Below are 13944 nucleotides of genomic sequence, written 5' to 3' on the forward strand. Positions count from 1 at the left end.
GCTAATTCTTCACTATTTTCATATTCTAGTATATGAGGAGGTGAAGAATATGACTCATATCATTGATTACCAAGCTACTCAGCCTATAAGTAAAACTGGTGAAACAACTTTTGCAATCCCAGCTTCTCCAAATAAAGCAATTTTAGCAAATTTAAAATTGAGAATTTCAAGTAGAGATTCACGAAATAATCGAGTAGAATTAATCGCTACAATTGGTGTAGAAGGTATAACTGAGACTTCACAAGTTTTATTCCGAATTTTCCGTGATAACATTGAAATTTTTAATGCACAAGTAGGTATTGAATCTACAGATTCTGAACAATTCTACGTACAAACATTTCAAGCTATAGATCAAAACGTTAGCAGTGGAACACACGAATATTCATTAACTGTAGAAAACCTTACTAGTGGTGCAAGCGCAGAAGTTGTTGGCCCATTATCTTTTAGCGCTTTAGCTATTGGACAAGAGCGTAAATGTTGCTAAGTGAATCTAATATTTAATTTTGTACTTGAGAAAAGCGAGGCGTAGTTATACGTTCTTGCTTTTTTATATGTATCCTTACTTTCTATTAGCTTTAATCATAAATTTTTTACGTTTTGATTCACTTATTTCATCAATTAACACATCAAATTTTTGACAAATCAAAAAGATTGAAATCCAATTATGAAACACGTAATATAGACTCTGACTCTAAAAAAGTTCGTATGAAAATAGTGCATAAATAAGGAGGTTTTATATACGAGTTTTTCATTTTTAAAAGACGGAGAGGTTTTATGTTATGTGGCGTAATAAAAACGTTTGGATTGTTCTAATTGGGGAGTTTATTGCAGGTCTAGGATTATGGCTTGGTATTCTTGGCAACCTTGAATTTATGCAAAAATATGTCCCTTCTGATTTCATGAAATCAGTTATATTATTTATCGGACTATTAGCCGGTGTTCTAGTTGGACCTATGGCTGGCCGTGTCATCGATCAGTATGAAAAGAAAAAAGTTCTTCTTTACGCTGGGTTTGGTCGAGTTTTAAGTGTTATTTTCATGTTTTTTGCTATTCAATTTGAAAGTATCGCATTTATGATCGCATTTATGGTTGCTCTTCAAATTTCAGCAGCATTTTATTTCCCTGCATTACAATCTGTAATTCCACTCATCGTACGTGAGCATGAGTTATTACAAATGAACGGTGTACATATGAATGTTGGTACAATTGCTCGTATTGCAGGCACTTCACTAGGTGGAATTCTTTTAGTTGTGATGAGTTTACAGTACATGTATGCCTTCTCAATGGCAGCATACGCCTTATTATTCCTCTCGACTTTCTTCCTACAATTCGAAGACAAGAAATCAACAACACCAAGTAAACAAGCTGCAAAAGATAATAGCTTTATGGAAGTATTTCGTATTTTAAAAGGAATTCCTATTGCTTTTACAGCACTTATATTAAGTATCATCCCTCTATTATTTATAGCTGGGTTTAATTTAATGGTTATTAACATTAGCGAAATGCAACATGATCCTACGATTAAAGGGTTCATATATACAATTGAAGGTGTCGCATTTATGTTAGGTGCCTTCGTAATTAAACGTCTATCTGATCATTTCAAACCTGAAAAATTACTATATTTCTTCGCAGTTTGTACTGCTTTTGCACATCTGTCATTGTTCTTTAGCGATATAAAATGGATGGCTCTTACATCATTTGGTTTGTTTGGGTTTAGTGTTGGCTGCTTCTTCCCTATTATGTCGACGATTTTCCAAACGAAAGTGGAAAAAAGTTATCACGGTCGCCTCTTCTCATTCCGTAATATGTTTGAGAGGGTTATGTTCCAAATCGTCTTACTTGGCACAGGCTTCTTCTTAGATACAATTGGGTTACAATATATGGTTCTCATCTTTGGAGTCGTTTCATTATTGATTATTTCTATTTCCCTTTCTAAGCAGAAACATTATGAAAAACAGCATTCGCAATCTGCAAATTTATAAAATAAACAAAGAAGTATGGGTCTAATATTGAATCCATACTTCTTTGTTTTATAATACGCCTATTTATTACGTTTATTGAAATTACCTAAAGGAGTATCAACCTTTTATTTCGAATAGATTATAAAAAGTACTCTTTATAAAAGGAGTGGTAAAATGTCTGATGGCATCGAAGTATTTATTGTCCTGCTCTTTGCAATTGCTCTGTTTAGCATCCTAAACTTTTTAGCCATTTCCTTATCTGGACATAGTTTTAAAAAAAGAATCGTGGCAGGTTTCATATTTTTACTACTGACTCCCATTATCTTTTTGACTATCGCAACATTTGCTTCTATATTCGATAAAGCAGGATTTGGCGCAGGTACGTTAGCCTTTATGACCGCAAGCGTATATATATTAAATGGAATAGTGATTCTGCTTTCCTCTTTATTTATCCTCAAAAAAGACATAACATAGGCTATAGTACTAGCATGAATCTGACTTTACACTAGATTCATGCTTATTTAATTTCTCCTAAATTTTTATATGAAATTAAATAATTCTTTAAAAAAATTTAAACTTTATTTATTATAATATCCCTATCGTATTCGCACGTTTATTCAAATTTAAAAGAAAGGAGCACAAAATGAAAAAGGTTCTACTTACAATTCCTATACTAATCATCCTACTTAGTGGATGCAGCAGTAACGATATATACGGTTCTTGGGAAGTCGTTGACAATAAAAAAGGGGAATGCCCTGTATATTATAAATTTGAAACAGTTATCAAAAAAGAAAATAAAGAGGAAATTGTGCAAAATTTAGTAGAAATGCAAACAACAAAGAATAAAGACGATTTATATAAAGGCTCATTTGTCAAAAATTCTAATATATATCACATTGATTATGGTAATTCATTTACATCGGACCAAACTTTAAAAGTTGCCGACGGTACATTAAATGTATACTTTTTGACAGCCGAAAAATTATGCACATATAAAAAGAAATGATTACATTTCAGAGGAGACGCAGAAAATATTTTCTGCGTTATTTCACTTTAGAAATCGTCCACAAAAATAGCCCTTGTTTTCGTATTCTTTTTCATTCAAAACATGAGAAATATACTTAATAAAAACTAGAAAATATCTTAAGTTATATAAAATGAATCCTATAATAGACATTTCAATTAACACATCTACGCTATTTACATCGTTACTTTTCAAAATAGGCTAATCCTCCCTCTAAATTTGTCAATCGTTTTAATTTTCATAAAAAAATGATAAAATGTAAACATGTGTTTTCAGAATAATTAAAAACGCAGAATGAAAGCACTGTTTTTAGGAGGGGTTTTGATGACTTACACGTTAGCAACTAGAATGAAAGCATTCCAATCTTCTATATTTAGTGAATTAGGAGCCTATAAAAAAGAAAAAATTGCAGCAGGTCATAACATGATTGATTTGAGCATCGGAAATCCTGATATGCCGCCCGCTGATTTTGTAAGAGAAACAATGGTACATACAGCGAGTGAAAAAGAGAGCTATGGGTATACATTATCAGGTATTCAAGAATTTCACGAAGCTGTAACTGAATATTACAACAACACTCATAACGTTTTATTAAATGCGGATAAAGAAGTTTTATTATTAATGGGTTCACAAGACGGGCTCGTTCATTTACCTATGGTTTATGCAAATCCAGGTGATATTATATTAGTTCCTGATCCAGGATATACAGCTTATGAAACAGGTATTCAAATGGCTGGTGCAACATCTTACTACATGCCTTTAAAGAAAGAGAATGATTTCTTACCAGACTTAGAAGTCATCCCTGAAGAAATTGCCGATCAAGCGAAGATGATGATTTTAAACTTCCCAGGGAATCCCGTTCCAGCAATGGCTCATGAAGATTTCTTTAAAGAAGTAATCGCATTCGCGAAAAAGCATAATATTATCGTTGTCCATGATTTTGCTTATGCTGAATTTTATTTCGATGGTAATAAGCCAATTAGCTTTCTCTCTGTACCTGGTGCTAAAGAAGTTGGTGTAGAAATCAATTCTTTGTCAAAAAGTTATAGTTTAGCAGGTAGCCGTATTGGATATATGATTGGAAACGAAGAAATTGTTCGTGCACTTACTCAATTTAAATCTAATACCGATTACGGTGTATTTTTACCAATTCAAAAAGCGGCATCTGTAGCACTAAGAAATGGCGCTGCATTTTGTGAGAAAAACCGCGATATTTATCAAGAACGGAGAGATACTTTAGTCGATGGATTCCGAACATTTGGCTGGAATGTCGATAAGCCAGCTGGTAGTATGTTTGTCTGGGCTGAAATTCCACAAGGATGGACTTCTCTAGACTTCGCTTATGCATTAATGGATCGTGCGAATGTCGTTGTTACACCTGGTCATGCATTTGGACCTCATGGAGAAGGCTTCGTACGTATTGCACTCGTTCAAGATAAAGAAGTATTGCAACAAGTTGTTGAAAATATTAGAAATAGCGGCATTTTCGTCCTTGAAAAAGTAGATGAATTAGTTAAAAATTAGTTCCCACTCCCCTGCTTAACTTTAGCAGGGGTATTATTAATTGGAGGTACTTTCATATGCATATTAAAGACACTCTTCCCCATCGTTATCCATTTTTAATGATTGATAAAGTAACAAATGTAAAACAAGGTGAATCCGTTACAGGATATAAACTCATTACAAATAACGAATGGTTTATAAATGATAGTCAAAAACATATGCCTCATATGTTAATTGTAGAATCACTTGCCCAGCTTAGTGCATTTGTACATACAAGTGATTCTGAAGGACTAGGATTTCTCTCCTCTTTAGATGGAGTTGAATTCCACGGAAAAGCATATCCCGGTGATAAACTTGATTTACATTATGAGCTAACGCGCAATCGCCGAGGTTTTATTCTTGGTAAAGGTATTGCAACTGTAAACGACCAGCCTATTGTAACTATAGAAAAACTATTAATATATCAAGCAGATTAAAGTGTTCCTTATATCAGTTGGAAATATCTATTCTCAACCAATTAAGTAAATAGGAAAACATATTACGTAGTTAGGAGCAGGAAAATGGAACGTACTATCGGTATCGATGCTGGAGGCACATTAACGAAAATAGCTTATTTTAACGAAAAAAAGCTATTAACTTTTGAAAAATTTTATTCACATGAACAACATAAAATAATAGATTGGATTAAAAACAACAATGGCATAAAACAAATATGTATTACGGGTGGTAAATCGAAACTATTACAGCATCTGCTTACAGGTTCATATAAAATAATAGAGCTAAACGAATTTGAATCTACTCTTGCAGGTGTCCAATACATATTAAAAGAAGAAAAACACACTATAAACAATTTTATTTTAACCAATATCGGTACAGGTACTTCTATCCATTATGTTTATAATGAACAATATATTCGCGCTGGTGGAACCGGAGTTGGCGGTGGGACTATTATGGGACTTTCAAAATTGTTAACAAATATAGATCATTTTGAAGATGTAATTCCTCTAACAAAAGTAGGATCTAGAAAAGAACTAGATATTACGGTTGGAGATATTTATGGTGGTATTCTCTCACCTATTGATAATAGCTTAACTGCTAGCAATTTTGGTAAAGCCGCTATTTCAGAATCGAAATATAATAGCTCAGACATACTTGCTACTATACAAGGACTTGTCGGTGAAGTCGTTACTGCATTAAGCCTTCAATTCGCTGAAACAAAAAACATTAAACATATTATTTATATTGGTTCGACTTTATGTAATAACGTACAACTTCAACATATTATAAGTAGCTACACCGAATATCAAAATAAAACACCAATCTTTTTACAAGATGGTGGTAATAGCGGTGCAATTGGTGCATTACTTCATGCTACGAAATAAAAAGCTGACTTTTGTCAGCTTTTTAAAAATGGCACTTCAAATTCAATAATTGATTCCCCGTTCTCTTCAATTCGCTCCACGCTTATTCTATCAATCACACAATTTAACTTCCCATGAAAACTAGGAATCTCCTTCACTACTTCAGCAGCTAATTTGGCACTTTCTTTTCTTCCGACTGTTACATGCGGGATGTACGGAATGTCTTCTTTCAAAAATTGTAATAAAGGTCCTGTATACAGCCTATCATGTAGTTCTTCTATTTGTTTTCTTCCTCTATCAACTTCTAAAAACAAATAGTTTCCTACGCTAGTGATACGATTTGCAAACTCAATTTCAATTTTGCCTCCCCCTTTTGATACATTAAAAATATGAGATTTTAATTCATCATTTGAAATATTACTCTTAAACGGGAATACGATTGTTATATGCGGTGGAATTAATCCAAATAAAGGATCATGTTTATGTCTAATGTTCTCTATTTTATCGATGGACATGTTGTTTAGAAAAAGTAAAATTGTACGCATTTTTATCCCCTCAACTTTTCCTCATTATAATATGTATCATATTCTATGACAGCCTGCCCTTCAACAACTTGTTTTGCTTACCTATAAAAATAAAAAAACTTCTCAAATGAGAAGTTTTCATATAGCATGATTATTATTTTCCCGCCAAACTTTCCTAAACTTTATATAACAAGCAATTCTCCATGGAATAATATACGAGACAGCAACAACGTAAAATAATAAACCAATCGTTTGTTGATCTAAATCAACGATAAATTGTCTTGAACCATATCTTAAAACGACAAGTGCAATAAAAGTAATTAAAAAAGCTGCACTTTTTTTCGTATAAATATTCCCATCATCTCTTCGCTCATAATTTGTTAGTGCTATAAGTGGTACAGAGAAAAGAATCCCAATAAATGCTGCTATAGCCACTTGTAGTACAGCTGGATGTACGGGACCTAAAAACCATACAATACCTGGTGTTAAAAATAGTAATGGCCATAAAATACGTTTTCCCGATCCCTTTATTGGCTTATACATGGAGCGATAACGACGCCAAAATATTAGTAGTGCAATGCATAAAAAAACGGTTATTAATGAAGAAGTATCTCCCATTCACTCTTCCTTCTCCCCTAAAATAATTGTATTTAAATTGTATCTTCAAACGAAACCTTACGAATAAATAGAGCGCTAATTACAATATATATGCAAATAAGAACTATCGAAACTAATATGAAATTAGGTATTTCTAGTAACATTTTACTATTAATAAACACCAACTCTTTTATACCTATCCCTGCATACATTGTACTCGCCAATCCGAATAAAACTATTATACTAAAGGCCAATCCGAACCAATTAAATCTTTTCTGAACAATAGTTGTTGATTGGAATAAACAAGCTAATGTACTATAAAATATGAATTGTACAAAGAATTGTTCAATTGCAGATGCTCCTAAATTTACATGTTCTGTTTTATAAAATGTATCCTGTAAAAACAAAGCTTGAAGACATGAAAACAATGCTGATTGCAATAAATTAAAACATATTGAACCAATCAAAAATTGCAACCTAGTGACACCAAACGAGACGACTGTAGGAAAAATATCAAGTTGAATAAGAAACACGCTTATCACAATAAACATTACGATTACAATTGATGAATTATTGAAAATATCATGTAAAAATGCTACCTTTATTCCCTTTAAATCAGTTGCAGTCATTGTCCCTTTTATAAGTAATGCCACAGTCCAAAAGATAAGAATGGCTTTATACTGATATTTTATATGTAACTTCAACTGCTTCATTAACATCGTCATTTTATTTCACCCCCAGTTATATGAATAAATAGTTTTTGTAATGTAATTCTATCAATTGATAACCCTTCTTTTTCAAGAGAGTAATAATCTTCATTAGAAAGTTCTTCCCATATAACAGAAATCCTCTTATTTCCATAAACTTCTCGATTTATTACTTTTTTATTGATTGAAAACTCATCCACTTTATCTTTTTTTCCTGAAATAATATGACCTTGTCGTAATAAATCTTCCACTGATGATTGAACAACAAGTGCCCCTTCTTTTATGATGATTACATCTTCAATAACATGAGTTACTTCTTCTACTAAATGTGTTGATAATATAATTGTTCGTGGATGCTCACCGTAATCTTCTAGTAGTAGACTATAAAATAATTCACGGTGTGCTGCGTCTAAACCTGTAGTTGGTTCATCAAAAATAGTAATAGGTGCTCTACTTGCTAATCCTTGAATGATTCCGACAACAGTTTGCATTCCGTGTGATAATTTATGATATTTTTCTTTCAAATTAAGTTGAAATTTCCTAGCAAGTTCTTCAGCAAACTTTTGATCCCAGTTTTTATAAAACATGTTACATAAATTAAAAATCTCTTTAACTTTATTATTTAGATATGCAGCTTCTTTCACTTTAACAAAACAAATATTTTGCATCGCTTTACTATTCTCAAAAACATGTTCACCAAATATTGATATGCTTCCACTACTTGAAGTAATTTGACCTGCAAGTAAATTTAATAGTGTCGTTTTCCCTGCTCCGTTCCTTCCAAGCAAACCATATATTTTATGCTCTTCCAATGAAATCGTTACTTCATTTACAGCTATTTTCTTTTTATATTTTTTCGTTACATCTTTCGTTTCAAGTGCAATCATCCCTCTTTCCCCTCCTTCGTAATCTTTTGAATCATATCCATCAATTCATTTTTTGATATTTCTAGTACTTTCGCTTCTTCCCACACTTTAGGTAAATATTCAGTCATAAAAGTATTTTGTCTTTTTTTTAGTACGACTTCTTTCGCTCCCTTTGCAACAAACATTCCGATCCCTCTCTTTTTATATAAAATCCCCTCATCTACTAATACATTCACCCCTTTAGCTGCAGTAGCCGGATTTATTTGTAACATCTTCGCAAATTGATTTGTCGATGGAACTTGTTCTTCTTCAAGCAATATGTCTTTTAAAATATCAGATTCAATCGTTTCTGCAATTTGTAAGTATATTAATTTATTTTGCTCCAGAGTAGGTTTCACACTTTCACCACCTTAGGTTCATAGGTTCATTACTTATGTAATTAACCATATCACATAAAAATGTTTTTTTCCATAAATTTCTTTTACAAAAAAGAGAATCATTCGTTTAAGAATGACTCTCTTTCTAAAATTTCGAAGTTTCAACTCTTGTTCTCAAATTCTTTTCATTTATACCATTTTGACAAAAGTTAAATTGTTGTCCCTTTATTGACTTTGTACGATCTACTATTTGCCCTAAATGATAACTTGTATGCTCCACTAAATGTAATAAACTATGAAGATCAATATGCCTTTTTTCTTCCCATACTTGTATATATACTTTTCCCCACTCATCAAATATTTCTTCAACAGTTTTTAACAAAGTTTCGGAGCTTAAATGTTTTATTGGAAAATATTCTTCAATTCCATTTTCAAAAACTATATTGGGACCCTTATAACGCCTTGTATTTCTCTGTAAATGTTCACAAATATGTAGTACGATTCCACCAATTGAATTAACAGCGGTCTCTTGTTTCCACAAATCTTCTTCACTAACGAGCCTAATTGCCTGTACTAACTTAGGTAAATAATGATCCTGCATTCTATGATAAGAAATTTTGTATACTAACTCCATCTTCTCCCCTCCATTATTTCAACTGGCTCACTGGATATTTAGCAAATAAAGATTTCCGAAAATCTTTATCTTCCACAAGCATTTTAATTTTTTCTTCATTGCCGTTAAAGAACTTTATAACTTTATTTTTATCCCATATATCTTTTTCTTTTGGAAAATCATCGAATATTCTATGCAAAATTGATAACATTTCTTCCCTCGTTATCTTAAAGTTTTTATTCTCTACCTGAAACTCATAACTTTTTGCATTTGGCACTAAAATCACTAAATATATAGCATTAAAGAAAAAATTCTTCTTCATCGTATCCTTCTCATCAAACCAATACGTCTCAATCATTTCTTCTGTAAGAGCCCCACTTTCTTTTGCGCCATAGTTCACTTTTATATTTTCATTTTCTAAACTTATACTTTGAACTGTTCCACCACCGGGTAAATGATTAACAATTGCAACCACATCTGAATTATTACCAACGTATGTCCCAGTATATTTCTTAAAATCATCTGACCTAATATCATATATATCTTTTATTCTTTCTCCATTAGAACAAGCCGCAATGAATAAAAAAATTGTTAGCATAACGATCATGTTATGATGCATATATTTCATTTAGCATCCCCCATTTTTATCGATATTTCGTTAATTACAATATTTACTTTCAAATCCCTTTTAAATATACGCATTTTAATCAAAATTAAAAATTTTCATTTTTTATGTTTACAATTATCCATTAATTGTATATACTTACTAACGTAAGAAAAAAATTCTAAAAGGAGGTCGAAGGAAATGATGAAATTACAATTACATGCATTAACTTTAGCGTTAACTGCACCTGTGTTTTCTGGACAATTAAATATGAATTCGACCACCCTAATGGAGAATTGAAAATCGTACTTTATTTCATTTAATTCATAAATTCGCCACAGGAGGCCGTATACTTTCCTGTGGCTTTTTCACGCCCAGCCATAGGAGAACTGTATCTTCCTGTGGTTTTTTTGCGCGATTTTTTAGTCTCTTACATTATTTTTCTAAGAAAGGAGCAACATTCAATGACTATTAGCGTATTGTTTTTAAGTATTACGATTCAAAGAAATATAATTTCCAAAGATGAAATTCTTCATAATGAGCAAATTGAAAAAGCTATGAATGATGTTAAGGAGCGCCAAGCACTTTACTGTGATCGCCTGTAATTCCTTTTCGAAAGGAGGAATTCATTTATGACTTTTCATATTTTCTTTTTTACGACTGTACTTCAAAAAAATATTTTATCTGAAACTGAAATCAATCGTAAACAACAGTTAAAACAACTGACTGATAAAATAACTGACATTAAAAGTTCATACTACACTCAAATGTATTAAAAATATATTTTAAAGGGGTAATATATTCATGAAATTTAAAGCATTCTTTTTAACAATCACCATTCAAAAACGTAAACTTTCACAGAAAGAGATTTTACGTGAGCAACACATCCAAAATATTATGGACGAAGTAAAAGAACGCCAATCTTCTTATTACACTCGTCTTTTCTAAAACACTTATAAAGGGGCAATTATTTTATGAAATTTAAAGTATTCTTTTTAACCATTACCATTCAAAAAAATAAATTTTCCGAGTCTGAAATGCTTCATGAGCGACAAATTAATCAGGCTATGGATTCTGTAAAAGAAAGACAAAGTCATTACTGTAGTCACCTGTAATTTCTTATTACACCCGTTTTTTCTAAATCACTATAAAGGGGCAATTATTTTATGAAATTTAAAGTATTCTTTTTAACCATTACCATTCAAAAAAATAAATTTTCTGAGTCTGAAATGCTTCATGAACGACAAATTAATCAGGCTATGGATTCTGTAAAAGAAAGACAAAGTCATTACTGTAGTCATCTGTAATTCCAATTCGAAAGGAGGAATTCACATATGAAGTTTCACCTATTCTTTTTAACGATTACGATTCAAAAAGAAACAATATCTCAAAATGAATTAAAACAAGAAAGACAATATAAACAAGTTATTGATGAAATTCGAGATCGTAGAAGCAAATACTACACTCACCTTTAATCGTTTAACTATATAGAATTGAAAGGAGTCGATTATGATGATGATAGCACGCTGTAAGGAAATGATTTGGATAGTTCAGAGGGATTCCACATAGTTTTATAGAGCTTATGTCACACAAGTTCATCGCTGAATTTGATGTATAAAAAATATATAATAAAATCAAATCAACCCGCTTTTAATTATTTTTTTATAAACAAAAGATACACCACTTAAAAAGAGGTGTATCTTTCTCAGGTTTTACTATTTCCGATTACTTCTCTTCGTTTTAAACAATCTCACTAAGTTTGAAACAACTGTTTTTGTTACTGCATAAACTGGTACTGCTAAAATCATTCCGATGATTCCAGCAAAGTTACCTACCCCTAAAATTAGGATAATAATTGTTAATGGGTGGATGTTTAATTTCGAGCTCATAATACGTGGTGAAATAATATTACTTTCAAACTGTTGTACAATTGTTACGATAATAATTACGTATAAGGCTTGCATCGGAGATACGAACAGTCCTACAATAACAGCTGGTGCTGCTCCGATAAATGGACCTAAGTTAGGAATGATGTTTGTAAATGCTGCAATAATTCCTAAAACGAAAGCGTACGGTAAATCGATAATTAAATAACCGATAAAAGTAAACGCACCTACAAATATACAAACGAGCGCTTGCCCTTGAATATATGCAGATAATGTTTCGTTCGTTTCCTTAATGATACGAAGCCCCTCTTCACGGTAAGACTCTGGTAATAAACTTACCGCTTTCCCTGGAAAGGCATGTCCATCTTTAAACATGTAAAATAAAATGAACGGTACAGTAAATACAACTAATGCAACGTTCGTGATAATACCAAATAAAGCCGTTGCACTCGACGTAATTGTATTTGGTATATCTTTTAAGTATTCAATCGCATTTTTTTCAATTGTTTCAATGGAAACGTAGTTTTGTGTAGATAACCATTCAAACAACCTATGATGTGATAATTCTTGTATGTATACTTTTCCTTCTTTTATGTAGCCTGGCATATTTTTTACTAAGTCCATTAGCTGTTGTGAAATCGTAGGAACAACTACTCCAACGCCAACTGCAGTTAATGTTATGATAAAAAGATATAACAGCAATATCGCTAAATTTCTAGGTACTTTTTTATTCTCCAAAAAGATTAATACAGGATTAAATATGAAGTATAAAAAAAGCGCGATTAAGATTGGGAAAAATAATGTTGATATGAAGATACCAATCGGTTGAAATAAAAATGATATTTTTGTGCAAATAAATATGATTCCTACAACCATTAGCACTTCTAATGTCCAAAAGTGCACTTTTGATTTCAAAAAAATGGCCTCCTTTAAACTAGCACTTCTCTTCATTGTACCAAAATAAGTATGAATTTCACATAATATTTTCCTTTACAATATTCCAAAATACCAATAAATGCACTACAATGAGATTACATACAAATTTGCAGGTAAAGGTGATAAAAATGACACAATGCATCATTTGCAGAAAAGATACGAAAGAACTTAGTGAACAATATGTCATTCCAGAAATATTATGTGGATATTATTTCACAAACTCAATTTGTGATACTTGTCATGAACAAATGACAACAAATATTGATCGTCCTTTAATTAGGCATAAATTGAGTCAATTTAAGATTGAACAAATGAAAAGACAAATTGATTCCCCACTCTATACGAATGAGCACGGTGAGGAACTTGCAGCTGCTGAGACTGATGTTGTCGAAGTAAGCGACGAAATTCTTTATTCTAATGCATTAATTATGAAACTATGTAAAAAGCACGATATTTCCTTACATAATGAAATTTGGAAAGAGGAACGTGTAACGAAAGTAGCCAGTTCTATTCAACGTGAATTGCTATTGGATAACCGTAAATATAAAATGAGTATATTAAAAATGGCTTATACATTCGCTGTACAAACAGTTGATGGCTACTTTGAAGATCAAGATGCGATTGATATCTCTACCATTCTCTCAAATGCAGATTTCGTGGAACTAAAAGAAAAAAGCATTGTACGTGATTTAAGCAAAAGTTCTTTATGGAATACGCTAAATACAAGTAGTGAAAATCATTACTTTATTTTACTTAGCGATAAAGACGGTTTGTTTTGCTTTATTCGTTTGTTTGACATTTTTGATGTTGTCGTTCATTTATCAGAAAAAAGATTTGACCTTCCATCACCCATTGTCGGTGTAAATAATGTGAATACGCAGAAATTTTATGTCCAAAGTTTAAAACAGTATATGGATGGGCTGTTTAAAGAAAAAGCACCTACTATATAACAGGAACCAGAACATACGGTCTCCTTTCTTGATGA

General features: G+C 31.8%; 22 protein-coding genes. 14 read left to right on the top strand and 8 right to left on the bottom strand.

What is annotated here, in order from left to right; genetic code table 11:
* Nucleotides 1–49: 49 nt before the first annotated feature.
* The 7 genes from exsC to coaW all read left to right on the top strand — a co-directional run bounded on the left by exsC (nt 50) and on the right by coaW (nt 5870).
* A complete protein-coding gene (gene exsC / locus AC22L0_RS10700) occupies nt 50–484 on the top strand; it encodes an exosporium protein ExsC (RefSeq protein ID WP_000148797.1) in 435 nt (144 codons plus the stop codon).
* A gap of 295 nt (nt 485–779) precedes the next feature.
* Nucleotides 780–1982, top strand: coding sequence for an MFS transporter (locus AC22L0_RS10705; RefSeq protein ID WP_000269261.1), 1203 nt, complete (start codon nt 780–782; stop codon nt 1980–1982).
* Between the two features lie 153 nt (nt 1983–2135).
* Nucleotides 2136–2435, top strand: coding sequence for a hypothetical protein (locus AC22L0_RS10710; protein ID WP_001279464.1), 300 nt, complete (start codon nt 2136–2138; stop codon nt 2433–2435).
* Between the two features lie 169 nt (nt 2436–2604).
* A complete protein-coding gene (locus tag AC22L0_RS10715; RefSeq protein WP_087967007.1) occupies nt 2605–2967 on the top strand; it encodes a hypothetical protein in 363 nt (120 codons plus the stop codon).
* A gap of 342 nt (nt 2968–3309) precedes the next feature.
* Entirely contained in the window at nt 3310–4509 is a 1200-nt protein-coding gene (locus AC22L0_RS10720) for an LL-diaminopimelate aminotransferase (protein WP_000222700.1), read from the top strand.
* A gap of 56 nt (nt 4510–4565) precedes the next feature.
* On the top strand, nt 4566–4964 hold the full coding sequence (locus tag AC22L0_RS10725) for a 3-hydroxyacyl-ACP dehydratase FabZ family protein (RefSeq protein WP_000547659.1): 399 nt from the start codon (nt 4566–4568) through the stop codon (nt 4962–4964).
* Nucleotides 4965–5048: 84 nt separating this feature from the next.
* Nucleotides 5049–5870: a type II pantothenate kinase gene (coaW, locus tag AC22L0_RS10730; RefSeq protein WP_000442493.1), complete on the top strand. Its 822-nt coding sequence runs from the start codon at nt 5049–5051 to the stop codon at nt 5868–5870.
* Between the two features lie 14 nt (nt 5871–5884).
* Here coaW and AC22L0_RS10735 read toward each other — a convergent pair whose 3' ends face one another.
* The 7 genes from AC22L0_RS10735 to AC22L0_RS10765 form a co-directional block, all read right to left on the bottom strand.
* Nucleotides 5885–6394, bottom strand: a complete 510-nt coding sequence (locus AC22L0_RS10735) for a 2'-5' RNA ligase family protein (RefSeq protein WP_044584563.1) — start codon at nt 6392–6394, stop codon at nt 5885–5887.
* A 117-nt stretch (nt 6395–6511) separates the two neighbouring features.
* Nucleotides 6512–6991: a CcdC family protein gene (locus AC22L0_RS10740; protein WP_000502975.1), complete on the bottom strand. Its 480-nt coding sequence runs from the start codon at nt 6989–6991 to the stop codon at nt 6512–6514.
* A gap of 32 nt (nt 6992–7023) precedes the next feature.
* Nucleotides 7024–7695 (bottom strand): DUF4052 family protein, encoded by a 672-nt coding sequence (locus AC22L0_RS10745; RefSeq protein WP_000178179.1) that lies wholly within the window; start codon nt 7693–7695, stop codon nt 7024–7026.
* Nucleotides 7692–8564 carry an ATP-binding cassette domain-containing protein gene (locus AC22L0_RS10750; protein WP_000560916.1) on the bottom strand — a complete coding sequence of 291 codons (873 nt, stop codon included), beginning with the start codon at nt 8562–8564 and terminating at the stop codon, nt 7692–7694. Before AC22L0_RS10750 ends, AC22L0_RS10745 begins: the two co-directional genes overlap by 4 nt.
* Complete coding sequence (locus AC22L0_RS10755) at nt 8561–8941, bottom strand: GntR family transcriptional regulator (RefSeq protein ID WP_000805199.1); 381 nt, start codon at nt 8939–8941, stop codon at nt 8561–8563. Before AC22L0_RS10755 ends, AC22L0_RS10750 begins: the two co-directional genes overlap by 4 nt.
* 124 nt (nt 8942–9065) lie before the next feature.
* Nucleotides 9066–9554 (bottom strand): hypothetical protein, encoded by a 489-nt coding sequence (locus AC22L0_RS10760; protein ID WP_048567574.1) that lies wholly within the window; start codon nt 9552–9554, stop codon nt 9066–9068.
* A gap of 13 nt (nt 9555–9567) precedes the next feature.
* Complete coding sequence (locus AC22L0_RS10765; protein ID WP_000876536.1) at nt 9568–10161, bottom strand: DUF4825 domain-containing protein; 594 nt, start codon at nt 10159–10161, stop codon at nt 9568–9570.
* 440 nt (nt 10162–10601) lie between these two features.
* Between AC22L0_RS10765 and AC22L0_RS10770 the strand changes: the two genes are divergently transcribed.
* Genes AC22L0_RS10770 through AC22L0_RS10795 form a run of 6 tightly spaced genes read left to right on the top strand, consistent with a single transcriptional unit; the run spans nt 10602 to nt 11612 of the window.
* Entirely contained in the window at nt 10602–10742 is a 141-nt protein-coding gene (locus tag AC22L0_RS10770; RefSeq protein ID WP_000156177.1) for a YrzI family small protein, read from the top strand.
* Between the two features lie 27 nt (nt 10743–10769).
* A complete protein-coding gene (locus AC22L0_RS10775) occupies nt 10770–10913 on the top strand; it encodes a YrzI family small protein (protein WP_000142714.1) in 144 nt (47 codons plus the stop codon).
* Nucleotides 10914–10941: 28 nt separating this feature from the next.
* Complete coding sequence (locus AC22L0_RS10780; RefSeq protein WP_000668963.1) at nt 10942–11085, top strand: YrzI family small protein; 144 nt, start codon at nt 10942–10944, stop codon at nt 11083–11085.
* 26 nt (nt 11086–11111) lie between these two features.
* Nucleotides 11112–11252: a YrzI family small protein gene (locus AC22L0_RS10785; protein WP_000669805.1), complete on the top strand. Its 141-nt coding sequence runs from the start codon at nt 11112–11114 to the stop codon at nt 11250–11252.
* Between the two features lie 51 nt (nt 11253–11303).
* The gene (locus tag AC22L0_RS10790; RefSeq protein ID WP_000669805.1) at nt 11304–11444 is read left to right on the top strand and encodes a YrzI family small protein; all 141 of its coding nucleotides are present in this window, start codon (nt 11304–11306) and stop codon (nt 11442–11444) included.
* Between the two features lie 27 nt (nt 11445–11471).
* Nucleotides 11472–11612 carry a YrzI family small protein gene (locus AC22L0_RS10795; protein WP_000668497.1) on the top strand — a complete coding sequence of 47 codons (141 nt, stop codon included), beginning with the start codon at nt 11472–11474 and terminating at the stop codon, nt 11610–11612.
* A 240-nt stretch (nt 11613–11852) separates the two neighbouring features.
* On the opposite strand, the gene AC22L0_RS10800 is transcribed toward AC22L0_RS10795, so the two are convergent.
* On the bottom strand, nt 11853–12938 hold the full coding sequence (locus AC22L0_RS10800) for an AI-2E family transporter (protein ID WP_000837892.1): 1086 nt from the start codon (nt 12936–12938) through the stop codon (nt 11853–11855).
* A gap of 149 nt (nt 12939–13087) precedes the next feature.
* On the opposite strand from AC22L0_RS10800, the gene AC22L0_RS10805 reads away from it, so the two are divergent.
* A complete protein-coding gene (locus AC22L0_RS10805; protein ID WP_000189710.1) occupies nt 13088–13909 on the top strand; it encodes an HNH endonuclease in 822 nt (273 codons plus the stop codon).
* Nucleotides 13910–13944: the final 35 nt, after the last annotated feature.

This window comes from Bacillus sp. LQ01, assembly GCF_057624735.1.